Source organism: Sinomicrobium oceani (genome assembly GCF_900119185.1).
Lineage (GTDB): Bacteria > Bacteroidota > Bacteroidia > Flavobacteriales > Flavobacteriaceae > Sinomicrobium > Sinomicrobium oceani.
In genome coordinates, this window is the sequence record NZ_FPJE01000023.1 from 34,463 (window position 1) to 57,785 (window position 23,323).

22 protein-coding genes are annotated in these 23,323 nt (G+C 41.3%); 4 read left to right on the forward strand and 18 right to left on the reverse strand.

Going from position 1 to position 23,323, the window contains the following annotated elements; all coding sequences use genetic code 11:
- Nucleotides 1-49: 49 nt before the first annotated feature.
- The 5 genes from BT112_RS17155 to BT112_RS17175 form a co-directional block, all read right to left on the reverse strand.
- On the reverse strand, nucleotides 50-2,623 hold the full coding sequence (locus tag BT112_RS17155; protein ID WP_083564978.1) for a BamA/OMP85 family outer membrane protein: 2,574 nt from the start codon (nucleotides 2,621-2,623) through the stop codon (nucleotides 50-52).
- A 7-nt stretch (nucleotides 2,624-2,630) separates the two neighbouring features.
- Complete coding sequence (locus BT112_RS17160; RefSeq protein ID WP_072318669.1) at nucleotides 2,631-3,374, reverse strand: isoprenyl transferase; 744 nt, start codon at nucleotides 3,372-3,374, stop codon at nucleotides 2,631-2,633.
- A gap of 82 nt (nucleotides 3,375-3,456) precedes the next feature.
- Nucleotides 3,457-4,197, reverse strand: coding sequence for a type IX secretion system protein PorG (gene porG, locus BT112_RS17165; protein ID WP_245777062.1), 741 nt, complete (start codon nucleotides 4,195-4,197; stop codon nucleotides 3,457-3,459).
- Nucleotides 4,198-4,374: 177 nt separating this feature from the next.
- Nucleotides 4,375-5,259, reverse strand: a complete 885-nt coding sequence (locus BT112_RS17170; protein ID WP_072318671.1) for an NAD kinase — start codon at nucleotides 5,257-5,259, stop codon at nucleotides 4,375-4,377.
- A gap of 18 nt (nucleotides 5,260-5,277) precedes the next feature.
- Nucleotides 5,278-5,934 carry a CBS domain-containing protein gene (locus tag BT112_RS17175; RefSeq protein WP_072318672.1) on the reverse strand — a complete coding sequence of 219 codons (657 nt, stop codon included), beginning with the start codon at nucleotides 5,932-5,934 and terminating at the stop codon, nucleotides 5,278-5,280.
- Nucleotides 5,935-6,104: 170 nt separating this feature from the next.
- Between BT112_RS17175 and BT112_RS17180 the strand changes: the two genes are divergently transcribed.
- Nucleotides 6,105-6,821: a pyridoxine 5'-phosphate synthase gene (locus tag BT112_RS17180; protein ID WP_072318726.1), complete on the forward strand. Its 717-nt coding sequence runs from the start codon at nucleotides 6,105-6,107 to the stop codon at nucleotides 6,819-6,821.
- 37 nt (nucleotides 6,822-6,858) lie between these two features.
- On the opposite strand, the gene lipB is transcribed toward BT112_RS17180, so the two are convergent.
- Nucleotides 6,859-7,584 carry a lipoyl(octanoyl) transferase LipB gene (lipB, locus tag BT112_RS17185; RefSeq protein WP_072318674.1) on the reverse strand — a complete coding sequence of 242 codons (726 nt, stop codon included), beginning with the start codon at nucleotides 7,582-7,584 and terminating at the stop codon, nucleotides 6,859-6,861.
- Nucleotides 7,585-7,645: 61 nt separating this feature from the next.
- Entirely contained in the window at nucleotides 7,646-7,804 is a 159-nt protein-coding gene (locus BT112_RS17190; protein WP_072318675.1) for a YqaE/Pmp3 family membrane protein, read from the reverse strand.
- A 350-nt stretch (nucleotides 7,805-8,154) separates the two neighbouring features.
- Here BT112_RS17190 and lysS point away from each other — a divergent pair, with 350 nt between their 5' ends.
- The gene (gene lysS / locus BT112_RS17195) at nucleotides 8,155-9,852 is read left to right on the forward strand and encodes a lysine--tRNA ligase (RefSeq protein ID WP_072318677.1); all 1,698 of its coding nucleotides are present in this window, start codon (nucleotides 8,155-8,157) and stop codon (nucleotides 9,850-9,852) included.
- Nucleotides 9,853-9,994: 142 nt separating this feature from the next.
- Entirely contained in the window at nucleotides 9,995-10,456 is a 462-nt protein-coding gene (locus tag BT112_RS17200) for a DUF4890 domain-containing protein (RefSeq protein ID WP_072318678.1), read from the forward strand.
- A gap of 33 nt (nucleotides 10,457-10,489) precedes the next feature.
- Here BT112_RS17200 and BT112_RS17205 read toward each other — a convergent pair whose 3' ends face one another.
- Nucleotides 10,490-11,770: a serine hydrolase domain-containing protein gene (locus tag BT112_RS17205; protein ID WP_072318680.1), complete on the reverse strand. Its 1,281-nt coding sequence runs from the start codon at nucleotides 11,768-11,770 to the stop codon at nucleotides 10,490-10,492.
- Nucleotides 11,771-12,205: 435 nt separating this feature from the next.
- On the opposite strand from BT112_RS17205, the gene metK reads away from it, so the two are divergent.
- Nucleotides 12,206-13,462, forward strand: coding sequence for a methionine adenosyltransferase (gene metK / locus BT112_RS17210; RefSeq protein WP_072318682.1), 1,257 nt, complete (start codon nucleotides 12,206-12,208; stop codon nucleotides 13,460-13,462).
- Between the two features lie 188 nt (nucleotides 13,463-13,650).
- Here metK and BT112_RS17215 read toward each other — a convergent pair whose 3' ends face one another.
- The 10 genes from BT112_RS17215 to BT112_RS21895 all read right to left on the reverse strand — a co-directional run bounded on the left by BT112_RS17215 (nucleotide 13,651) and on the right by BT112_RS21895 (nucleotide 23,322).
- Nucleotides 13,651-14,379 (reverse strand): hypothetical protein, encoded by a 729-nt coding sequence (locus BT112_RS17215; RefSeq protein ID WP_139276291.1) that lies wholly within the window; start codon nucleotides 14,377-14,379, stop codon nucleotides 13,651-13,653.
- Between the two features lie 57 nt (nucleotides 14,380-14,436).
- Complete coding sequence (locus tag BT112_RS17220; RefSeq protein WP_139276292.1) at nucleotides 14,437-15,054, reverse strand: hypothetical protein; 618 nt, start codon at nucleotides 15,052-15,054, stop codon at nucleotides 14,437-14,439.
- A gap of 231 nt (nucleotides 15,055-15,285) precedes the next feature.
- Complete coding sequence (locus BT112_RS17225; RefSeq protein ID WP_072318688.1) at nucleotides 15,286-16,053, reverse strand: hypothetical protein; 768 nt, start codon at nucleotides 16,051-16,053, stop codon at nucleotides 15,286-15,288.
- Nucleotides 16,050-16,739, reverse strand: coding sequence for a hypothetical protein (locus BT112_RS17230; RefSeq protein ID WP_139276293.1), 690 nt, complete (start codon nucleotides 16,737-16,739; stop codon nucleotides 16,050-16,052). Before BT112_RS17230 ends, BT112_RS17225 begins: the two co-directional genes overlap by 4 nt.
- Before the next feature lie 10 nt (nucleotides 16,740-16,749).
- On the reverse strand, nucleotides 16,750-19,413 hold the full coding sequence (locus BT112_RS17235; protein ID WP_072318692.1) for an OmpA family protein: 2,664 nt from the start codon (nucleotides 19,411-19,413) through the stop codon (nucleotides 16,750-16,752).
- A gap of 23 nt (nucleotides 19,414-19,436) precedes the next feature.
- On the reverse strand, nucleotides 19,437-19,937 hold the full coding sequence (locus BT112_RS17240; protein ID WP_072318693.1) for a DUF4280 domain-containing protein: 501 nt from the start codon (nucleotides 19,935-19,937) through the stop codon (nucleotides 19,437-19,439).
- Nucleotides 19,938-19,943: 6 nt separating this feature from the next.
- Nucleotides 19,944-21,008 (reverse strand): hypothetical protein, encoded by a 1,065-nt coding sequence (locus BT112_RS17245; protein WP_072318695.1) that lies wholly within the window; start codon nucleotides 21,006-21,008, stop codon nucleotides 19,944-19,946.
- 118 nt (nucleotides 21,009-21,126) lie between these two features.
- A complete protein-coding gene (locus BT112_RS17250) occupies nucleotides 21,127-21,756 on the reverse strand; it encodes a hypothetical protein (RefSeq protein ID WP_072318697.1) in 630 nt (209 codons plus the stop codon).
- Nucleotides 21,753-23,165 carry a LysM peptidoglycan-binding domain-containing protein gene (locus BT112_RS17255; RefSeq protein WP_072318699.1) on the reverse strand — a complete coding sequence of 471 codons (1,413 nt, stop codon included), beginning with the start codon at nucleotides 23,163-23,165 and terminating at the stop codon, nucleotides 21,753-21,755. The genes BT112_RS17250 and BT112_RS17255 overlap by 4 nt, the downstream gene beginning before the upstream one ends.
- Entirely contained in the window at nucleotides 23,149-23,322 is a 174-nt protein-coding gene (locus BT112_RS21895; protein WP_175545818.1) for a hypothetical protein, read from the reverse strand. Before BT112_RS21895 ends, BT112_RS17255 begins: the two co-directional genes overlap by 17 nt.
- Nucleotide 23,323 lies beyond the last annotated feature (1 nt).

Genomic DNA, 23,323 nt, shown 5'->3' on the forward strand with positions numbered 1-23,323 from the left:
ATGCTCCGGGCACCTGCTTATGTGCTATACAGAAAATATCGTGCCAAAGTTAGAATTGCTGTCCGATAATAAAGTGTGTTTCCCAGCCATTCTTCTGTCCCGTACCGTCTATAGAATCGAATCCGTGTCCGAAATCGATCCCCAATAATCCGAATGCAGGCATAAAGATTCGCAGACCGAATCCGGCAGATCTTTTTAACTGGAATGGGTTGTAGTTCTTAAAGCTGTCAAACGCAGCACCGCCTTCGGCAAAAACAAGTCCATAAATAGACGCCGATGGTTTCAGGGTAAGCGGATAACGCAACTCCATAGAAAACTTATTGTAAATGGTAGAACCTATATTGGGCGACAAAGACTGGTTCGGATATCCCCTGAGCTGTATGGTCTCTCTACTGTCCAGCGTATAGTTGGCCATACCATCTCCTCCGAGGAAGAACCGTTCGAACGGCACTACGCCCCTATCCTGGTTATAAGCGCCAAGGTAACCGAAGTTTGCGGAAGTTTTAAGTACGAGATCCCCGACGAGCCTGTTATACCATTCTCCGTCGAACTTGATCTTATAAAATTCCAGCCATTTGATCTTCTCCTGCTCTATTTTTTGTACATCAGCTACCGGCTGATTATCATCATCGTATACGACATTACCATCGTCATCTTTTTCCCAAAACTCCTCTTCATTTTCAAGATTACCATAATCCACACCATCAAAAAGTGAATACGGCGGAGTTACCCTGGCGGATATGGTAAACCTGGACCCTGTCCTCGGGTAGATCAGTTTCGGAAACCTGTTGTCTCTTGACAGGGCTATGGTATATGCGATATTCTTAGCGTACCCGCTGCTACCGAATCCGAACAGCCCGATATTGTAATTTTCCAGATCATAGTACTGAAAACTCAAGGCATGCGACAGCGTGAAGTAATCATCCGGTACTTCGAGACGCTTGGCCAGACCAAATGTTAAACTGGTAATATAAAACCGCTGACTCTTATCGGGTCTTCCGGTTCTCCAGTCGTAATAAAACTGTCGGCTATGGGATAATGAGGCGGAAAACTGTGTGGGTTTTTTCCCTCCCAGCCACGGCTCGGAAAACGAGAAGCTATAGGTCTGATAGAACCTACTTGCCTGCAAACGTAACGCCAGTGTCTGTCCGTCTCCCATAGGTACGGGCTTATATGCTTTTTTGTTAAACAGATCCTTGATCGCAAAGTTACTGAACGACAACCCGAGGGTTCCGATGAAACCTCCTCCTCCGTATCCACCCTGGAGTTCGATCTGACTGGATCCTTTTTCGGTAAGTCCGTATTCTATATCAACAGTTCCTGCATCCGGATTAGCATTTTTGATATCCGGCACCACGGCTTCCTGGTCGAAATAACCGAGTCCCCCGAGTTCCCGGATGGTACGGATCACATTTTCTTTACTGTATTTCTGTCCCGGCCTGGTACGCATCTCTCTATAGATCACATGGTCATTTGTCTTATCGTTTCCGGAAACCCTGACATCATTAAAGTACGCCAGTTTTCCTTCGATAATACGTATTTCGAAATCTATCGTATCGTTTTTAGCCGAGATTTCTACCGGGTTGATAGAAGAGAAGAGATACCCATTGTTCTGATAGAGGTTGGTAATATCCTCTCCGTCGGGTTTGGTATTGTCCTGAATACGTTTCCTGAGCAGAACTCCGTTATAGGTATCACCCGGCTCAATCCCGAGCACGGATGCCAACTGGCGATCGCTATACACGGTGTTTCCGACAAAATCGATCTTTCCGAAATAGTATTTATCTCCTTCTTCGAGATCAATATTGATACTGATCTTATTGGTTTTATTATCGATAACGGTATCGGAGATAATCCTTGCATCCCGATATCCCTTTTCCTTGTATTTATCGATAAGCGAGGTAAGATCTTCTTTATAATCTTCGGGTATAAACTTGGATTTCTTCCAGAAACGTCCGAAGACCTTTCGCTTGGTATTTTTCATGGCTTTACGAAGCGTTTTGTCTTTTAAAGCCTCATTACCGTCAAAAGTGATATCTTTTACTTTTACTTTATCCCCTTTATTGATACTCACGAGCATTTTTACAGCATTAACCGCAGAAGTATCCGGGATCGGAGTGATACTGGCACGTGCATGTAAAAATCCTTGTTTCTTATATTTATTCACAAGGAAATTACGGGTATTGGTAATAAAACTTTCCGTGACCCTTTTCCCTTTTTTGATATCCGCTTCTTTTAAAACGGCTTCTCCTTTTTTCTTTTTCAGGCCTTCTATCTTCACAGACGAAAGCGTAGGCACTTCCTGAATATGTAACTCGAGGAAGATCTTGTCGTCTTCCACACGGTCGATGTAGAAAGTGACATCGCTGAACAACTCCAGTTTCCAAAGTTTTTTGATGACATTGGTAATCTGCTCTCCCGGAACAGTTATTTCCTGTCCGACACGAAGACCACTATAAGTGATTACTGTCTGCGTGTTATAACTTTTGACCCCGGTAACTTCAATTCCTCCCAGAATATATTTCTTTCCTTTATCAAACTTAATTTCCTGGGCAGTTAATGTGATATTATGACAAAGAAGCACAAAGCATGTAATTACGACTCCAAAATATTTCTTGTGCATGCTGATCTTAGTTAAGTTGTTCGCTAGTTTTTCCAAATCTCCGTTCCCTGTTTTGATAGTTTAAAATTGCTTCATACAGTTGCTCCTTGTTAAAATCCGGCCATAGTGTTTCCGTAAAATAAAGCTCGGCATAAGCAATCTGCCAAAGCAAAAAATTACTGATCCGAACCTCTCCGCTGGTGCGTATGAGCAGGTCTACATCCGGTAAATTATGCGTGTAAAGATGCTCATTTATAACCGATTCGTCAATATCTTCGGCAGAAATTATATTATTTTTAACTTTAAAACTGATGGCCTGAACTGCATTTTTAAGCTCATCTCTGGATCCGTAGCTCAGTGCGAGGGTAAGTGTCATCCGGTCGTTATCTTTGGTTTTTTCTATGACTTCCTGCAGTTTCCTGGACACGGAAGCGGGCATTGATTCAAGCCTGCCAATAGCCTGAAGCCGGATGTTATTCTTGTTAAGTGTTTTGAGTTCTTTTCTGAGTGAGGCAATAAGAAGCTTCATCAGCATCTCTACTTCGAGTTTAGGCCGGTTCCAGTTTTCCGTGGAAAAAGCATAGAGCGTCAGGTTTTTCACACCGAGTTCGGCACATCCTTCCACAACTTCACGTACTGCCGAAGCCCCTTGTTCGTGGCCGAAGACCCGTAGCTTCCCCCTTTGCTTTGCCCATCGCCCGTTACCATCCATAATGATGGCAATGTGCTCCGGCAACCTTTCTTTATCTATGGCGTCTTTTATATTATCCATTAAAACATATTCACACAGGTTACCCTGTCTTCTATTCTTTTTTACGACACTCCCGTATTGTATACGAACAGTACCGGGGACCCTATTCGAAGCAGGAGGTACAAGGCCTCTTACCGAATGTATAGGTTATGGTAATTCCGCTGAGGACATACCAGTCTTTACTACTATAATTCCCGAAACGGGTAAAATCCACCCCGGGATTTCTTTCCGGGTTACTCCCGTCGATATCGTTAACCAGCGTATATCGTGCTATGATCTCCGCTCCGAGGACCAGATTGGGCAACACTTCGCCTTTCACCCCCAGTCCAAAAGGGAAAGCTACGGAAAATCTCCTTTCCTGAGCACTCATACCTCCCTCGGCAGCGTTATAATAGAGCATCCTGTAATTCAGTGCAGCCAGCCCTCCATATATATAAGGAGTAAACGGCCTACGTAAGGTATGCAGGTCATATTCCCAGAAATGAAACTCCATCCCTGCGGACGCTTCCATAATACGATTGGAAAAAGCATAGCCTCTTTCTGCTCTGGCCGAGTTCCCGGAATCGGTATCATCGGCCTGTAGCTTGGTATAATTCAATGCCAGACGATATGCATACCTGGAGCTCTTGTTCCATTTATACAATCCACCTATAGCCAGCTTATTGGGATTTATATAATTCGTTTTACCAACGTCTCCTATAAAATTACTTCCTCCGAGGAATACCCCCAATTCATGGATCTGAGCTATACCCGACTGTACACTCAACAGTAACAAAAAGATAATGACCGCTCTTTTTCTCATACGCTCTAAAAGTCCGCAAATATAATAATTAAGATTGCTCATGGGTAATTTCCTTTAAATTAGTACGCTTAAACAACAGATTTAAAGGTTTTTTATTGTTTTTTACCGCTAAAACCGTATCGACAAGGGCATATTTCCGCTTTACCGACACCTTGCTCCGTATCTGTTTGTTTGCAACATCCTTTCAACTTTTCACGATACAACATGGAAAAAAGAAATTCAGTTACGCCTGTCTTCTCCCCAAAGCAGTTTATTCCGCAGTGTCTTTAAAAAACTCTCCGCCCGCAATTCTACCATTTTCATGGCAAAGGGTGCTTTACGGATAATAATTTCTGTTTCTTCGGACAATGTTGCCAGCCTGGAATCGAGTGAGACCAGGTAATTCGGCTCTCTTCCGGACACTCTCAGCTTGATCTCGGTATCGTCAGGGATCACCAGAGGTCGTGCATTGAGGTTGTGCGGAGCGATCGGAGTAATGACGAAACCGGTAGTATCAGGGGTGAGCACAGGTCCGCCGCAGCTCAGCGAATACCCGGTAGACCCCGTGGGCGTTGCTATAATGAGTCCGTCTGCCCAATAAGAGGTAAGATATTCTTCATTGAGGTATGTGGCTACGGTGATCATGGAGGTCGTGTCTTTACGGCTGACGGCAATTTCATTGAGGGCAAAATTAAATTCTGCCAGGTCTTCGTTTGCCGGGTTCGTGTTGATTTCCAGAAGTGCCCGGTCTACCACATCGTATTCCCCGCGGAGAATACAATCTACAGCTTCCCGTATATTTTCTTTTTGCACGGTTGCCAGAAATCCGAGCCTGCCCGTATTGATCCCCAGCACGGGTATTCCGAGATTTCTTATGTACAATACCGTACGCAATATCGTACCGTCTCCTCCCATACTGAAAAACATATCACAATCTGGATCGAGGTCGGAAAAAGCAGTGAATGTTTCGTATGTTCTGGTACCATCGAGAAGATGCCGGATCAACTCCAGGTATTTCGCCTCGATAATAACCTCGATTTGCTTTTCATGCAACACTTCAAGCAGCGTAAGTACATACTCTTCGCTTCCGTCGTGATAAAACTGTCCGAATACCCCTACCTTCATACCAGGCGATCTGTTTTTTTAAATATTAAGGAACTTCCTTAAATAGTTCGACCTTTCTTTTAAGTTCTCCATATACATATCATCTTCATTCCCCATAATAATGGTATATCCGTACCTGCGAAAAGACTGCATAATGGAATTTAGTCCCGTATTACCCACTTTGAGAGTGATCTGTGCCATATCTCCTTCGTAACCCGACACAAATGCCCCGAGTAATTTGCCATTGTCACTTTCCACTATTTGTGATATTTCGCTAAAGGTAAAATCAGAACTTCCCTTTTCTACGATAAGCACTCCTCCCGATTCGTTGATAAACGGGGTTTCCCGGAAGAGTCCCATAAGATCCGTGAGCTCATAATACCCGAGATATCTCCCTTCTGCATTCAGAACGGGCATCATATTGGCATTGTTTTTTGCAAATGCTTCGAGGACTTCCAGCCAGTTGGTATTTTCCTTCACGAAAAAGATATCCAATGCATATCCGTAATCCGAGACTTTTTTTTCCAACTCAAATCCGGCGATATCTTCTTCGGAAATATTTCCCAGCAAAAATCCGTCCTTCACCACAGGCAAATGCGTATTGGTGAGCTCAAAAAAGAGCTCCTGCACGTGCTTGACGGGATCCTCCGGAGATACCGGCGGCACATCGTAATTTATAAATGAATTGATCTCCATACTTTACATTTACGTTTCCGGAAGGACAACGGTTTTTTCACAACCCGTTTTTACGGTTACAGACTGTTCGGCACAAGTTCCGGACCATCTGTTAAGGACAGCAAATTAATTAAATTATGTGAGAAAAAAGCAGGATGAACTTTGTATTTTTGCGGATATTTATCATTTGTATGACCAAGTTAAGCGTAAACATCAACAAAATAGCCACCCTCAGAAATTCGAGAGGCGGCAATGTGCCCGATCTGTTAAAAATGGCCGGCGACATCGAGGATTTTGGTGCACAAGGCATTACCATACATCCCAGACCGGACGAACGTCACATCAGGTACCAGGATGCCCGGGATCTGAAAAAAATTGTCCGCACGGAATACAATATCGAAGGGAACCCTGTAGAGAGTTTTATGCAGTTGGTCCTCGAGGTAAAACCCACACAGGTAACACTCGTACCCGATGCCGAAGATGCCATTACCTCCAATGCCGGATGGGACACTTTAAAAAACCGGGGCTTTCTCAGCGAAGTCATCGCGGAGTTCCGGAACCACGGTATACGGACTTCCATCTTTACAGACCCGGATCCGAAGATGATCGAAGGGGCGGTAGCCACCGGAACAGACCGGATAGAACTCTACACCGAAGCTTTTGCTGCGGCTTACGAAAAAGGAAACAAAGATGGGATAAAGCCCTATATACAAGCAGCGGAAACAGCCAACTCGCTTGGTCTGGGCATCAATGCCGGACATGATCTGAATCTGGAAAACATCCGTTTTTTTAAGGATAACATCCCCGGATTACTTGAGGTTTCCATAGGGCACGCCCTCATCGCCGAATCGTTATATCTCGGCATTGAGAACGTCGTAAACATGTACCTCCATAAGCTAAAGGACTAAAGATAAAAAGCAGGAGGCTTCCGAAAAGGCCGTGGTATTAGTTCTCTGTTACCGTCTTTACAGATGCAACGGATTCCGCTTCGAAAAGGTCGAAGAAATGTTTTTGTATTTTTTCCCGGACCTCTGTTTCTGACACCTCCTGTTTTCCCAACTCCACATGAAGTGAGGTTACCGCCTTGCCCCTGATTCCACACGGGATTATATGATCGAAATATCCCAGATCGGCATTGACATTGAGTGCAAACCCATGCATGGTCACCCAACGTGATGCCCGCACTCCCATGGCACATATTTTTCTTGCAAAAGGGGTCCCTACGTCCAGCCACACCCCGGTTTCTCCCTCACTCCTGGTGGCTTTAAGCCCGTATTCGGCCAGGGTACGGATGATTACTTCTTCGAGAAAACGCAGGTATTTATGGATGTCGGTAAAAAAATTGTCAAGGTCCAGAATGGGATAGCCCACAATCTGCCCCGGACCGTGATATGTGATGTCTCCTCCCCTGTTGATCTTATAGAAGGTAGCCCCCTTGGCTTCGAGTTGCTTTTCGTCCAGTAGCATATTGTGTACATCTCCGCTTTTGCCGAGAGTATACACATGAGGATGCTCTACAAACAACAGGTAATTCGGGGTTTCGAGACCTGCTCCTTCCCTCCTGTTCTTCATTTTAATATCCAATATACTTCCGAATAGTTCTTCCTGGTAATCCCAGGTTTCTTTATAATCCCGAAGTCCCAGATCCTGTATTTCTACTTTCCTGTTCATCTTACAAAGATAAACATTAAAGGTTGAATACGATACGGGATACCAGACCAAAAACAGCCCCCTAACGATTGGGGTTATTAAGGATAACCAGGGCTGCAATAACCCCGGGAATCCAACCGCAAAGGGTCAGAAGAAATACGATAACAACAGAACCACACCCTTTATCCAGCACCGCAAGGGGCGGAAATAAAATAGACAATAATACTCTCCAGATACTCATAATAACTTTTTTACTACAGACGTTGGGTCACGGCACCTCCCCGGGATCATTCTCCGATTTGGTCGGGCCTTGTCTGCTTCTGATTGATGGTAAGTATAAGACGTTTATGACTCCGATTTGTTACAATGTTTTTTAAGTTAAAAACGCGCTCCGAAAACCACGGGTTTACAAAAGCCGTCAGTGCCTACCACGAAACTACCCTCATCTGAAATTCCCTTTTCAACCGGTCACTCACCACCTATGGTTTTCATCACTTTCGGATGATGTTATTTACTACATGCTTATAATATAAATTGTAATTATCTTTGCACTTTTAAAAGAAGAACCGAAATTAATATTACAGCTTTACTATGCAGCTTTCAGAACAGGAAATCGTCAGAAGGGAAAAACTCGGAAAGTTAAGGGAATTGGGTATAGATCCATATCCTGCCGCTTTGTATCCGGTAGATCACACATCCGAACAAATAAAAAAAGGATACGAGGAAGGCAAGAAGGTTGTTATTGCCGGACGACTGATGAGCCGAAGAATACAGGGTAAGGCCTCCTTTGCCGAATTGCAGGATAGCGCGGGACGGATACAGGTATATTTCAACCGTGACGAAGTTTGCCCCGACGATGACAAAACCAAGTACAACGAAGTGTATAAAAAGCTGCTCGATATCGGGGATATCATAGGAGTCGAAGGTACGCTGTTTACAACGCAGGTCGGTGAAAGAACCGTTATGGTCAACGACTTTACCGTACTGAACAAATCACTTCGTCCCTTGCCGTTGCCCAAAGTGGATAACGAAGGCAACGTATTTGACGAATTCAACGATCCTGAGCTCCGGTACCGTCAGCGTTATGTAGACCTGGTGGTGAATCCGCATGTTAAGGAAACTTTTATAAAACGCACCCGGATTACCACAAGTATTCGGGATTTTTTCAATAGGAAAGGATATCTGGAGGTCGAGACCCCTATTCTTCAGCCTATACCGGGTGGCGCCGCCGCCCGCCCGTTTATAACGCATCACAACGCACTCAATATTCCATTATACCTGCGTATTGCCAACGAACTGTACCTGAAGAGGCTTATTGTAGGAGGTTTTGACGGGGTATACGAATTTGCCAAAGACTTCCGCAACGAAGGCATGGACCGTACTCACAACCCGGAATTCACGGTCATGGAACTTTATGTAGCCTACAAGGATTACCACTGGATGATGGATATGACAGCGCAACTACTCGAAAAAGTAGCTTTGGATTCTAACGGCTCCTCTATAGTGAACGTAGGTAAAAACGAAATCAATTTTAAGGCTCCCTATCCGCGCGTACCGATATTACAGGCTATCAAAGAGCATACGGGATATGACGTAGCAGGTATGACCGAAGACGAACTACGCAACGTATGTAAAGCGCTCGATATTCCTGCCGACGAAACGATGGGTAAAGGAAAACTTATCGATGAGATCTTCGGTGAAAAATGCGAACATCATTACATACAACCCACGTTTATCACGGATTATCCCAAAGAGATGAGTCCGCTGACAAAAGAACACCGGGATAACCCGGAACTTACCGAGCGATTCGAACTGATGGTAAACGGTAAGGAGCTGGCCAATGCGTATTCCGAACTCAACGACCCTATCGATCAGCGGCAGCGTTTTGAAGATCAGTTGAAATTATCCGAAAAGGGTGACGACGAAGCCATGTTTATAGACCAGGACTTTCTCCGTGCACTCGAATACGGTATGCCTCCGACTTCCGGGATCGGGATCGGAATTGATCGTCTCGTGATGCTTATGACCAATAACTCCTCTATACAGGAAGTACTGTTCTTCCCGCAAATGAGACCCGAGAAAAAGCCCCTGCAGTTAAGCGATAATGAAAAGGCCATTCTGGACATCCTGAAATTACAAAAATCCATGCCGCTCGATACCCTCAAGAACAAAACAGAGCTGAGCAATAAGGCCTGGGACAAAGGCATGAAAGGGCTTTCCAAACTGGGCCTTATCAAAGTAGAAGTCAGTGGGGATTCCAAAACCGTTGTGTTACAGGACCAGGAATAAGATTTTTCTACATACATTCACAAGCCCGGAGATCAGTCTTTCCGGGCTTTTTTTTGTTAAAAACATCACAAACTAAAGCATTCTCTTTAAACTTTACACTTCTACAACAGTCTAAGAAGTAAAATCGCAAAAAATTAAGAGTATGAAAAAAGTATTTAGTCTTGTCATAGCACTCACCCTGATCACCGGAGCTATGGCACAGGAAAAGAGGGACAGAAAAAGTACGGACCATAAAAAAGACCGTATAGAACGTTTCAAAGATTTAACGCCGGAACAACTGGCTACTTTGCAGACCAAGCGTATGGCCATTAAGCTGGATCTGAGCCAGGCACAGCAAAAGGAAATACTGAAACTCAACACAGAACTTGCCGAAAAGAGAAAAGCCGAGTTTCAGAAGTTCAAAGAAGCCAAGGACGGAAAGAAGGAATGGACAGCAGAAGAGCGCTTCGATTTTATGAACAAAAAACTTGATGCACGCCTGGCTGTTCAGCAAAAAATGAAAAACATCCTGGATGACAACCAGTATGCCATATGGAAAAAAAGTCACGATAAGCCCGGGAAACATTTTCATCATAAAAGAAAAGGTTTCCGTCAGGGACGTTAATTCCCCCTATAAATCCTGCTTCGGCAGGATTTTTTATTTTCCGGTATGCGCTGCATAGACCATATTCTTAAACTTTGCCGAAATATCTCCCCATTCCCTGTTAGGGACTTCCTGTGTGAGAATAACGGCTACAATCCCCGATGCCGGGTCTACCCAGTAATGCGAACCGAAATATCCGCCCCAGGAAAAAGATCCTTCATGCCACGGAAGTGCGGCACTGCCGCCTTTACCGACAATCTCAAATCCCAGTCCGAATGTATTGCCGTATCCCAGGCCCAGTTCCCCGATCTGGTTCACCGTCATCAATCGTATGGTATCCGGGCTTAACAGGCGTTTCCCGTTGTATATACCACCATTCAGTAACATCTGCAGAAATGCGGCATAGTCTGCCGCAGTCGATGAAAGTCCTGCTCCCCCGGAGAAGTAGGTACTCCCTTTCAACGGATAATCTTTATCTATCCCTCCGTGGCTTACCTGAGGGGCTTCCACAGTTTCGCCGGCCTGATTTTCCACATAAACTTCTGCCAGACGAGCCTGCTTGTCCCGTGGCAGGTAGAAATACGTATCGTTCATCTGCAAAGGTTGAAAAATACGTTGACGAAAAAAGTCATCGAGAGAAATACCCGAAACCACTTCCACAACATAGCCAAGCACATCCGTATTTAATCCGTATGTAAATTTTTCACCTGGCTGATGCGTCAATGGGAGTTTTGCAAGTATTTTCATTTTATCCCCGAGTTTCAGCGGTTCCGCCACAAAACCGGCAGGTATTCCGGCCCTGGCGTATATGGCATTGGCCTCTTTACTTCCTATCACCGCATACCCGATACCGGAAGTATGTGTCAAAAGATCGCGGATGGTCACAGCTCTCCGGGCAGGAACGGTAGTGTACGTAGAATCTGCCGGTTTAAATTCATCCAGCACACCCTGATCTTTAAATTCCGGTATATATAAAGAGACAGGGTCGTCCAGCAGCAGCTTTCCTTCCTCAAATAACATCATAACAGCGGTACTGGTTATCGCCTTGGTCTGCGAAGCGATACGAAAAATAGTATTGGGAGCCATGTTTCGCTTTTCCCGGATATCCGCATATCCCGTTCCCTTATGATAGACAATTTTGCCGTCGTGCGCTATCAAAGCAACCGCACCGGCAATTTTTTTTGCAGACACATATTCCTGCAGCATGTCATCGATTTTGTCGAGACGTTCCCTGGAAAATCCGGCCTGGGCAGGATCGGAAACCTGTAGTTTCTGGGCATACACCGGAGTGAGCACAACAGATATAAGACTATAGAAAAGGTATTTTACTTTCATCGTAAAAAGAGATTGATCATTATGGCAATATACCAAATAAAAGTGTGAATCAACAATTATGAGTTTTATTGTATTTCGGTTATTTAGTTATTATTTCACCGGGTAAGAAGGTTATATATTAACACCATAACCGTATCCTCCAATGATAATTAAAAAAAGTCAAATCGAGGCACACCGGAGCAGATAGACCTGACGGGGAATGAGATGACTAAATTTGTTAATTCATTTTGCAATTCAAATCCGTTTCATACCTTTGTCCCGGTAAAATAAAAGAGGAAGGATTTGACTGATTGCAACCTCGTGAAAAAATGCTAAAACAGTTATCCTGTCGTCTCCCGGACCCGGCACCTGAAAAATGCCGCAGGACAAACCGCTTTAGCTTTCTCGCCGGACAATCTTCCTTCCGAAGGATAACAATAATCAGAACAATATACAATGGCATATTTATTTACGTCCGAGTCTGTCAGTGAAGGACATCCGGACAAAGTAGCAGACCAGATATCCGACGCCCTCCTGGATCACTTCCTCGCTTTCGATTCCGAATCTAAAGTGGCATGCGAAACCTTAGTGACTACCGGCCAGGTCGTACTCGCCGGAGAAGTAAAATCCAAAACTTACCTGGACCTGCAGAATATTGCAAGGGACGTTATTAATAATATCGGATACACCAAGGGAGAATACCAGTTCAGCGGAGATTCGTGCGGTGTTATTTCACTTATTCACGAACAATCCCAGGATATCAACCAGGGTGTGGATCGTGCAAGCAAAGAAGAACAGGGAGCAGGCGACCAGGGAATGATGTTTGGCTATGCCACCCGGGAAACGGAAAATTACATGCCTCTTGCCCTCGATATTTCGCATAAGATACTGCAAACACTTGCGGAACTACGCAGGGAAGGAAAAGAAATCGCTTACTTGAGGCCTGACGCCAAAGCTCAGGTAACTATTGAGTACAGTGATGAAGATGTTCCGCAACGTATCGTTACGATTGTGGTCTCCACCCAACACGATGATTTTGATAAAGATGATGAAGCCATGCTTCAAAAGATCAAAAAAGACATCATCGAAATCCTGATCCCGAAAGTCAAGGCTCTGCTTCCCGAAAACCTGCAAAAACTATTTACGGATAACATCCAGTATCATATCAACCCTACGGGAAAATTTGTAATCGGAGGACCTCACGGAGACACCGGTCTTACCGGCCGGAAAATCATCATTGACACTTACGGAGGAAAAGGAGCTCATGGCGGAGGTGCTTTCTCCGGAAAAGATCCGAGTAAAGTAGACCGAAGTGCGGCTTATGCCGCCCGCCATATTGCCAAAAACCTGGTTGCTGCCGGCGTAGCCGACGAAGTATTGATACAGGTGAGTTATGCTATCGGGGTGGTTGAACCTACCTCTATCAGTGTTAATACTTACGGCAAAGCCCACATACAGCTCAAAGACGGGGAGATCGCAAAGATCGTCGAAAAACTGTTCGACATGCGGCCTGCCGCTATCGAGGAAAGGTTAAAACTCCGAAACCCGATTTACCTGGAAACTGCAGCCTACGGTCATATGGGAAAAACTCCACAGACCGTAACCAAGGTATTCGAATCTCCGTACAACGGAAGAATAGAAAAAGAGGTGGAACTGTTTACCTGGGAAAAGCTGGATCATGTAGCTAAAATAAAAGAGGCTTTTTCTCTGTAAGAAGAAAAAACCTCATATATCCTATATTTACGGGGAGGAAAACGGAAACAGTTCTGTTATTTTTCCCCGTTTTTTATTTTCAATATCCGGACTATTTTATGAAACACTTCATTGTTTTCAAGAGAGGTTATACGAACAAAAGTGACAGAAGCCGGAAAAAGCTAAAATCTAATGCATACATATGGCTATCAGATAATTTCGAACTCCGTTTTCCCTTTTGGAATATAGAATGTTAAATCCAGCATCAACTCTTCCTTTGTTTCTTTATTATAAAGCATTAACCCGGAACGCCCGTCTGCTTTTTTTAATGCTGCCACTTTACCATTTCCATAAATCTGCAAGACTGCACCTTCTGTTGTAACGGGTACAACCTCAAATCCTGACTCAAAATCAGAAACCAATCCGGAGATTCTCGATTGGCTTTCTTCTTCTGAGAGATACATGGAAAGAGCCATATTCCCTTCCCTTTTACTTATTTTTTCTCTAAAAAGATCGTATTTTTTAGTAGCTATCAGCTCCTCAATTTTCTGATAGGCCGAAATTAATTTCTGTCCCAGGTCCTTTTCATCTTTAAGGTCCAATCCATTTTGCCAGGCATCCAGAGTATACGGAATTTGTGCAGAAAAAGTACCTGCTTCTTTTAAGACAGGTAATACCTTATCACCTACGTCCTGCGTTTGATATTCACTAAATTGTTCTTTAAACATAAAATCACTGGTCACATCAAACAACATTACCTTAAACCTCAGGCTGGCTTTGGGGTGCAAAGTTTCGGTTCCCGAATACGGTAATACGGTTGCTGAAATTGTCTGTATACCGTCTTTCAATATGGCATAATTTATGGGAATCATCGAAGACACCTGTCCGTCAAGATCTTGTGTAATAACAGGGTAATCATTTACACGGATTTCAAACATACAGGCAGACCCGCTAAAGTCTATCATATAATAGGGCAATATACTCATGCTAAAACATTATTGTTTAAGTGATTGTATAAGACGTTCCACAGATGTTCTTCCATCGGCAGTACTATCTACAGCATCATTATTCAGTATATAGACAGTGGTTGTAATGAGTTGTTCTTTATCTTTCGTCGCATAAGATTTGGACAATATCACAGTATACGGGGCATCGCTTTTCCATATATAAGCTGATATGCCATGAACGATACCTTCATAGCGGGTTTCCGGTTCAGGAGCCAGTTCTTCCGGTTCTCCGTACTTTTCTTTTAAATAACTAAACAATTCTTCTCCCTGTTCATGAACTTCTATCCTAATACCTGCTATTTTATTTTCTTCTTTATTATAAGCTTTATACAGGTAGAATCCAACCGAATTAATTCCTAATGCAGTTTGTTGACTATTGTTTTTAAAGTCAACATCCCCGAAAGTATAATGCTGAACATCATAAGTATACAGCAACGGCAAGCCGGCGGAAGGGTGAATCTGCTCAGAAAAGAATTCCTTTTTATCTTTAATCACCCTACTTACATCTTCATTGAGAACTACTTGGGAAACTTCCATTCGGGACTGACAAGAATATAATATTATGGTAAGCACAAAAATTTTAGCACTCAACATACAACTCTTCATACTTAATCATTTTTAATTAACCAATATATTCTTCCCATTAACTTTCAATTCATTTCAAATGATTAAGAAAAAAATTAAATATCCTTTTACAACAAGACATACTCTTATGAAAACTGTTGATTTTTTCGCCCATAAAATACCTGTATGAGTTTATATCTACATTAAACTTATTCCTTCAGTATGAAGCTATTCTCGTTATATTTGGATTAATTTATATTGTTTATCCTCAAATTATCTTATAACACTTATATCACCATCATTCATATTTACGAAAACAGGAAAGGCAAATTCTTCATTGGTTTTATTATTCTTATAATATATAACAGGCTCCCTATTCTCACGAATCACATTACCCACTTTATTATTATATAAAATCACTAAAGGATTGAGAGGGAAGGGCTGTAATTTCATTTCTCCTTCATCAATTTGTTTAAATAACTTAGTCAAATCTTTTTTATCATCCGAGTCATCTAAATACATTGCCGTATTTATTTCGTTAAATTTAGTTCTAAATATTTGATATATTTTTTCTACATCTCTCCCTTCAAAGGACTTATAAAGATGCTTGTAAAATGAAATTAATTCCATATCACAATCTTTAATTTCCTCTGAATTACCCCATCCCGATAAAGCATAAGGCACTTCTGCAAAAAAGAACTCGGATATTTCGATTAAAGGAATATCTCCATCCAAATCGGTGTTATTATATTGAAAAACCTCAATTGAATTGCTATAATCATTAGTAAAAGCATCAAAAAAGAAAACTTTTATCTTCAAAAAACTGTCTTTCCTTAAAGAAGTCTCTCCTTTTAAGGGTAGAATTCTTACACTTATTATCTGCTTTCCACTTTCTAATATCAGGTGGTTAATTGGGTAATGTGAAGATATAATTCCTCCCGTATTATGAATAAAAGCGGGCAAATCATTTATGAAAATTTCAAAATTACAAATGGAGGAATTAAACTCTACCAGATAATAAGGTTCCTTATACTTTTTCATTGCACATATTTTATAAAAATAGGATCTTTATCCGGATTATGGTATCCAAAAACAATCCTATCCAATAATGCTTGTTTTGAGATAATTACCAGATCATTACTGTATTCCTTTCTACCTCTTAATAATGTATATTTATAAATATACCCATCTTTAACCCATACATGATGCAATGGAAATGATATATAAGAATCCCCGAATTCATCTTCCGAATATTTTAATTCTTCAGATGAAAAGGCTTTCAAAAGCATTTTAACTTCAGAATCAGACTCATTATTAGGAATACTGTCATATAATATCTGGTCCGGAGTTCCCAAATCTTTTTTTAATTTGGCAAGAAGTTCGAATGTCTTATCTCGCTGAAAGGCAAAATTTATGAAAGCTATTTTATCGTCATGTTCTACAATCCGTCCCCCAGTTCCTGGTTCTGGTCTTATACCGGAATAGGCAACTTTACTTTCGTCACTGGGCCCTTTGAAGATATAATACATGCTTATTTTTCCATTATCTTCAAGTTCAGCATTTCCTCCTGTTTTATAAGCTCCGTTTTGAGTATCTATTCTTGATATTTTTAATCCTTCAAGTGTTTCTTTTGCATTTTTATGCAAGTCTATCTTTGTTATATCGAGGGTTTGTGTCTGACAACTAAATATTGATAAAAGACTACTTAAAAACAACATTCTTTTCATGACTATTAATTTATTCGTATGGGCCTACTATATGAAACTTATTAAATGACGCTTTATTTTCTTCAACAATCACGTATTCTCCACTCATTGAAAAAGTCCGTTTAAAAATACCAAACTTTACAGTTCCTACAGCAACATATTTAGCTACAATTCCTGCAAATTCAAATAAGGGGTAGCCGGCCACCCCATGTTTATCAAACTCAGTCCCCACGCCAGCTGTAATAGACGTATCTACATTTGCCTTTATATACCCATCGAAACCGGCCCATCCAACTTCTGCTTTGGCCCAAGCTTTAAATTCTACACTAACTCCAATTTTTCCTGTTGTTTCCACTTTACCATCAGCTTCTGCAGGCAGTAACGTATTCCCTCTGATTCGTCCCTTTACGTTAATAGCTCCTATGAAAATGACCAGAAAATGCATTCCGACATTTCCTTCCAAATGATCCAAAACAAACCTGATTATGGTTCCCGCACCTGGACAAAGGGCATTAGCTCCATATTCCGTAAATATTTTCCACAGGTTAATATTCCCGTTGGCCTCTAATAAAGGTTTAGACTCCACCCCTAGTTCAATCGCAGCACCAATTTCCTTGGAAGTTTGGGATGCTCTTTCCAAAGACCATTGTAGGGAAACAGCAATAACCGGGGCTTTTATCTCAAAGCTGATTTTTCCTCCGTTTACAGGCGATTTTGTTATAGCATCTGCAGTCTTTTTAATTTTAAGAAATAATCTAAGCGTCTTTGCTATTTTTTCTCCGAATTCCTTTGCTATTTCTATCTTTTGAGTTCCTTTATTCCATTCTGCTTCCAAAGAAAGCTCAAAAGATTGGTCCATTTCCCCATATTCTGCAGCCATCGCCCCATCAAGAACAGAACCAATCACTTTTTTCTGCCCTGTTTTAATATCATAAGGATGCATTGCTCTACCGTAACTATACGCAAATGCCTGTTTATGATTCCATTTGAATTCCAGAGTCCATTTTATATCGGGATATGCTTTAATCAATACCGTTACCTTTTTCTCATTAGAAAAATAACGACATGAATTTATATAAGCATTATACAAAACCGCAGAATCCAGGCCTCTTCCTCCGATACCGTCTATAAGATTCCATTTTGGCCAGATATACTGTAATGGAGCTATGTTCAATACGGAAAGAGCAGAGTGAATGGGAATTTGCACCGATTCGCCCGATATTTCTATTTTTGAATTATATTCGGGAGAAGAAACTGTTATTTTCTTTTCATGTTTATTTTTGTCATTCCTAAAACAAGATTTCGTTTCAAATCCTGTAACATCGATGGTTATATTCCGGTCACTGCTAGGCGCTATAGTTTCATAGATTACAGTATGCGCATCGTGCCCGTAAAACGTAAAGGAAATATCCACTCTTCGGGCTTCTATATATTCCTTTTCGTCCTTATATCTTAAATTATCTGCTCCATCCTTAGTATCGTTCTCCCTATTATTATCCGAGAGTATTTCTCCTTTACCATTACTTATAATACGATTGGGATTCAAACCTCCTTCCGTCAGATATTGTTTAATGCCCTGGCTTCTTTCAAGTGATAATGCTTTATTGTAATCTGCCTTTCCTATTACACAAGCATATCCGTTAAGGGTAATCGTAGAGTGTTCGTGTTCCAGTAAAAACCGAAGGGTATTATCCAGAACCGATCTGCTTTGGGATTCTATCGCTGCCGAGTCAAAAGTGAAATAGACGGTGCGGTTCACCAGTTCCGGAACAGACCTGATCTCAGACAGATTCTTACCGTTGTCAAAAACCACAATCTTCTTTTGCTGTGCCTTGCCATTTTTCTCTTCTACTTCTGTAATAGATATGGTCTCAAATTTACATGGCTCATAACGCTCCATGTTCAGCTGTGGTTTTCCTATTCTTACCGGCGTAAGGTTCTTTGGCCGTTCGGGTTCGTTCGATACGAGTTCATTTTTAATACGGAGAAAACGGGCATGGATATCATCGTTATTATCATCTATTATATATTGTCCTATGCCATTTTTTACTTTTATATAAAACTTTTCTTCTTCCTGTATATTGCTGACAAGGGGTTGCCATGAAGAAGTATTGCGTATTTCCAGGTTGATCTCTCCGTCGGTAACATGTATGCGGTTATAGGTAAAGATACGTTTATCTCCTCTCAGGTTCTGAATATTGTATATCTCTATGGACAGATCGGTACAACCATTCAGTCCTTCTGTACTTAAATTGAGGTAAACCGTTTCGCCATAAGCGAATTTTTTGCTTTTTCGTTCATCACTTCCCCCATTCCGGGTACTCCATTTACTGCTAACTATCCGGGCGGGGCAATGTCCGTTTACATAAAGCCCCGTATTCGCCGGGTCCCGTTTTCCGAAAAGGCTCGCTTCGACATAATAGCTATACGGACCGCACAGTTTTTTTGGCAGTTTCACTCCGTACATTTTACTTATAGGAAGTGTCATTTGCCGTATGATCGTCTTTCTACCGGTATCCTGTCGCATCCAGGTGAGGTCTCTTTTCTTTTCCTCCTCGGTAGTATCCGGATACCATTCACTGACCATAAAATATACGAACTGGTCGGGCACTATGACCACTTTTTCATTTTGTACCGACATCTTGGGATAGTATTTCCCTTTGACACAGCGTATTTTTTGTACTCCTTTTGCCATAATAACCTATTCCATCAACTTTGTTATTGCGAAGAATCTTCTATTCCTTCATGAGTAGGTGCCGGAGCACTCATCTCCTTTATATTGGTCATGGGGTTTAACTGACTGTGAACATCTTCATTGGCATTGTCCGCATTTTGCTTACTGCCCTCCGTTTTCTGTCCGTGGTTGTCTATAGAAATGCAGTCCGCCCCTCCTATAGGACATGTTGCCTTACTGTTTTCAAGCAATATTTTACCCTGATTGGAAAGCACCGTATCTTCATAAAAGTTGCTCCATTGGGTTATCACTGCCTGACAAGGTTTATATCCGCTTGAGGTAGGCTGCAGTTTACATTTGCCAAAAGTGTTCTTCTTTAAGGTTTGTCCAACCTCTTTATCGGTTGCAATTAATTTCTTCGAACCGTCTTTGTCATTGGCAAAATGCCTGCTTTGTGTTTTAACCTGCAATATATCTGTCTGCGGTTTCTCGCTAAACTTACACTTACAGGTGGCCCCATGAACTACAACATGCTTTTCGCTCATAATCTTCTATTTATCTTCCAATAAAGAAACGACTACTTTTATTTTCTTCGGTTTCTCCAGTTGCAGAGAGCATTCCAGAAACAAACTTTCAATGAGGTTATTTCCGGCGTTTAAAAAATATTTAGCCTTATATGTTCCCTCTGCTTTTTCCGACTCCAGATACAACAAAGCATCGTGAGGAAAATTCTGCCTGTTTTCCAGATCGGTCTTTGACCTGTTGTCCGAGACCTTTCCTTCCTGGCTTATTTGTACCAGGCCGTATTCATCCAGAAGCATTTTCACTTCCTGTTTAACGATGTACGCTACAGGTTTTATAAATGGCACAACGGGAAATGAAATTTTATTCTCAAAGACAAACCGTGGCGTGTAATCCACATAAATCTGTCCGAAATAGGCGACTAAAAACCAATCTCCAGATAAGGACATCTTCAATAATTCTTTATCTTCCAGCGAGACTTCGCTTTCAGCCACGTACTGTTTTACCCATGCTCCATCGTATTCTTCGAAAATCCCCTTTTTAACCTGTTCCCATCGTCTCCGTATAACAGGATGATTAGCAATATCTATCCAGTTACCGTCTTCATCCACAACTATTTCTAACGGGTATACTGTACCCGATACCTTTTCGGCCAGCTCGTCGGCTATTTCCGATGCTTCTTCATCGTTAATATATGTTTTTGACAATCGGTTTATCTCAAAAACATATCCTTTTTCATCCTGTCTTATAAATGTTACGCTAACCCTGTATTTTAAGGTATTTTCTTCTTTTTCACCGGATGAGATGGTATACATCACTCCATAATTAAGCGCTTTTTCCACAGGTTTAAACCTGAGGGTATATCCGTAATTAAATTTTACGAAAGCCGGATTGTCCCGGATCTTTTCATAAATATGCGGATACACATATAGTGTACGCAAATGCGGTGGAAGATCAACACTAATAAGGTCGTCTTCACTACTGAAAATATTGTGAAAACTCTTCGCTTCCTGTGGTGTAATCCCCAGAGCCTCAGCTACACTAATCAGCGTATCTCCCTTGTGTATTTTATATGTTCTGTATTTTGGGGGCAATTTTTATGTTTTAAACCTTAATCAAAAAGGCATTATACTTCTATTGAAGCTCTCCTTCTTTTTATATGGAAATTTGATATATCCAAACGTAAAAACCATCAACTTATAATACTTACCATTAGCACAAATAAAATAGTTCTACTAATAATTGGTTTTTATTTCTCCACTTAACCCATCCTTCTACCATGGTACCAGAAGGACATCCCTCGCAGTCTTTTAAACATCTTACTTTTAGCCAATCACCTTCTACACTAGTAACCTCATAACTATATAGTTTATAATCCTTAATAGTTTCAGAATTATCATCTTTTAATGTTTTCAATGGGCTTTCATCAGTCAATCCCAGATATATTCCACTAATGAAATCCTCCCAATTCATATAGGTCAAACCTGAATACGAAACTATTCTTTTCACCTCACTACCAACATACACCAAATACTCATTTTCCTTTTTGTCCGCATCAAAAATTATGATATCGTAATCTGGGTAAAACGCTCTTATTTCAATTTTTTTTACTTGTGGTCTTAGTACTATTTCCTGATTCTCTTTTCTGGATATTGTTGTATAAATAGTATTATCATTATTTACTATTTTTATATCTTCCTCCAATCTATAATGCGTAATAGAACCAGCTATGAGTACTCCCTCTGTTTTGATATCATTAAGTGATTTCTTTGGCTGCGAATTACAACTGTATAAGCCGCAAAAAAAGATATAAATCAAAATGAATTGAGTCTTTATTTTCATTCTCCTATATTTTTAGTAGTTGGATTAAAACCTTGAATATGTAAATGATGATGGTGATTAGCATAATGTCTAGAATGGTTCAAAAGCCTTTCTTCACTGTCTATATTATATTTAAAACTCAATAAATCAGTATAACCATATTTATATAATGCATCATTAAAATCATTCTGTCGATCTTCATCTAAATCTTCAGCAGAACTATCTATATATAAAGCACCTCCGGATTTGTCTTTTCGTAAATATCTGAAATCCCCATTTCTTCCATTTTTATGAGATGTGCTTGGAGCCGGGGAACTCCCATCCTCAACACTAAAGCCTACAATAGTTACATCTTCAATATTTGCTTCTGACATTGCTCCTATTATAGCTGCTAAAGAAATTGGGCTTATATAACTACGGTATTCATTTCCAGATTTAACGGAAAAAGCAAACGAAGAATTAGCATCCTCAGATTCAAAATTAAAGCTTGATGGTAATTGAATAAGTTCGTTATCATTTTTTATAAACTCACCGACAAATTCTATATTACCACTTTTATTTTCTATGTAATACCGAATTTTTTCATCCAACACATTTCCAATTTCTATAGTACCATCTGCAAGTATTACATATCCATCTTCTTCAGACTTCACTTCAAACCACTCCCCCTCTTCATTCAAAAACACATTGCTCTTGTCCGTTCCTCTATATGTAATTTCTCCTTCTGCCTGGGCTTCCACCTCAATAGACAGGAGACTTTTTATTGCTTCTCCGTATTCCGGTTCCCATCCTTCTTTAGTGATCATTCTGTCGTAGCTTTCAGGGGATATGCTCCGCTGCCCGTCGGTATATCCCATAACTTCCTTTTCTCCGAGTTTTTCGCGCCATTCTTCCAATGTCTCATCTTCCTTGGGGCGGAGCTTTACCTTGGCATAACGATGTGTTCCTTTTAAGTTTTCTTCTTCCGGCTCACAGAGTTCTATAGTGGTTATCTCACTTTCATCCTGCAATACGGGAAGCATCCCTCCATCGGTAAGCAAAGCCTCCTTTTCTTTCAGCGTTACCTGTATACTGCTCACGATACCGAAATGCTCCGCTACGATATACACTTCATCTCCTACATTTCCATTTTTTATCTTTTCAAAACTCGTTTTTTCACCGGTCTTTTTCCGGCTGGTTATAGTTAACGTATCCCCGACACTGATAACGGTAGATGTCAACCCGTTTTCCTCCATGATATCCTGGTAGGATACACCTTCATAATTACCGGCTATTTTGGAGAGATTATCCCCAGCTACCACGGTATATTCCTCCGTAGTTTCTTCAAGGATATCTTCCGTTTTTTTTTTGGCAAAATAAGCCGTCCGTACCACTATGGTCACCGGTAGAACTCCCGGGCTATAATCTCCGAAACTAACGCTTGTTCCCATTGGACACTATTTTTTTATTGCTGGTCAGCGTCAGATCAGAACTAATAGCTTCCACATTGATCTTATTGGCTATTTTTTCCATCTTTCCACCTATCTTTAAATTGTAAGCGTTGTTTACGGTAACCGTAATCTGTTTTGCCTGCTTGATTATGGCCATA

What these genes read in the sequence shown, in the direction of transcription:
- BT112_RS17155 (WP_083564978.1), bottom strand. Translation starts at nt 2,623, where the DNA reads ATGCACAAGAAATATTTTGGAGTCGTAATTACATGCTTTGTGCTTCTT.
- BT112_RS17160 (WP_072318669.1), bottom strand. Translation starts at nt 3,374, where the DNA reads ATGGATAATATAAAAGACGCCATAGATAAAGAAAGGTTGCCGGAGCAC.
- porG (WP_245777062.1), bottom strand. Translation starts at nt 4,197, where the DNA reads ATGAGCAATCTTAATTATTATATTTGCGGACTTTTAGAGCGTATGAGA.
- BT112_RS17170 (WP_072318671.1), bottom strand. Translation starts at nt 5,259, where the DNA reads ATGAAGGTAGGGGTATTCGGACAGTTTTATCACGACGGAAGCGAAGAG.
- BT112_RS17175 (WP_072318672.1), bottom strand. Translation starts at nt 5,934, where the DNA reads ATGGAGATCAATTCATTTATAAATTACGATGTGCCGCCGGTATCTCCG.
- BT112_RS17180 (WP_072318726.1), top strand. Translation starts at nt 6,105, where the DNA reads ATGACCAAGTTAAGCGTAAACATCAACAAAATAGCCACCCTCAGAAAT.
- lipB (WP_072318674.1), bottom strand. Translation starts at nt 7,584, where the DNA reads ATGAACAGGAAAGTAGAAATACAGGATCTGGGACTTCGGGATTATAAA.
- BT112_RS17190 (WP_072318675.1), bottom strand. Translation starts at nt 7,804, where the DNA reads ATGAGTATCTGGAGAGTATTATTGTCTATTTTATTTCCGCCCCTTGCG.
- lysS (WP_072318677.1), top strand. Translation starts at nt 8,155, where the DNA reads ATGCAGCTTTCAGAACAGGAAATCGTCAGAAGGGAAAAACTCGGAAAG.
- BT112_RS17200 (WP_072318678.1), top strand. Translation starts at nt 9,995, where the DNA reads ATGAAAAAAGTATTTAGTCTTGTCATAGCACTCACCCTGATCACCGGA.
- BT112_RS17205 (WP_072318680.1), bottom strand. Translation starts at nt 11,770, where the DNA reads ATGAAAGTAAAATACCTTTTCTATAGTCTTATATCTGTTGTGCTCACT.
- metK (WP_072318682.1), top strand. Translation starts at nt 12,206, where the DNA reads ATGGCATATTTATTTACGTCCGAGTCTGTCAGTGAAGGACATCCGGAC.
- BT112_RS17215 (WP_139276291.1), bottom strand. Translation starts at nt 14,379, where the DNA reads ATGTTTGAAATCCGTGTAAATGATTACCCTGTTATTACACAAGATCTT.
- BT112_RS17220 (WP_139276292.1), bottom strand. Translation starts at nt 15,054, where the DNA reads ATGAAGAGTTGTATGTTGAGTGCTAAAATTTTTGTGCTTACCATAATA.
- BT112_RS17225 (WP_072318688.1), bottom strand. Translation starts at nt 16,053, where the DNA reads ATGAAAAAGTATAAGGAACCTTATTATCTGGTAGAGTTTAATTCCTCC.
- BT112_RS17230 (WP_139276293.1), bottom strand. Translation starts at nt 16,739, where the DNA reads ATGAAAAGAATGTTGTTTTTAAGTAGTCTTTTATCAATATTTAGTTGT.
- BT112_RS17235 (WP_072318692.1), bottom strand. Translation starts at nt 19,413, where the DNA reads ATGGCAAAAGGAGTACAAAAAATACGCTGTGTCAAAGGGAAATACTAT.
- BT112_RS17240 (WP_072318693.1), bottom strand. Translation starts at nt 19,937, where the DNA reads ATGAGCGAAAAGCATGTTGTAGTTCATGGGGCCACCTGTAAGTGTAAG.
- BT112_RS17250 (WP_072318697.1), bottom strand. Translation starts at nt 21,756, where the DNA reads ATGAAAATAAAGACTCAATTCATTTTGATTTATATCTTTTTTTGCGGC.
- BT112_RS17255 (WP_072318699.1), bottom strand. Translation starts at nt 23,165, where the DNA reads ATGGGAACAAGCGTTAGTTTCGGAGATTATAGCCCGGGAGTTCTACCG.
- BT112_RS21895 (WP_175545818.1), bottom strand. Translation starts at nt 23,322, where the DNA reads ATGGCCATAATCAAGCAGGCAAAACAGATTACGGTTACCGTAAACAAC.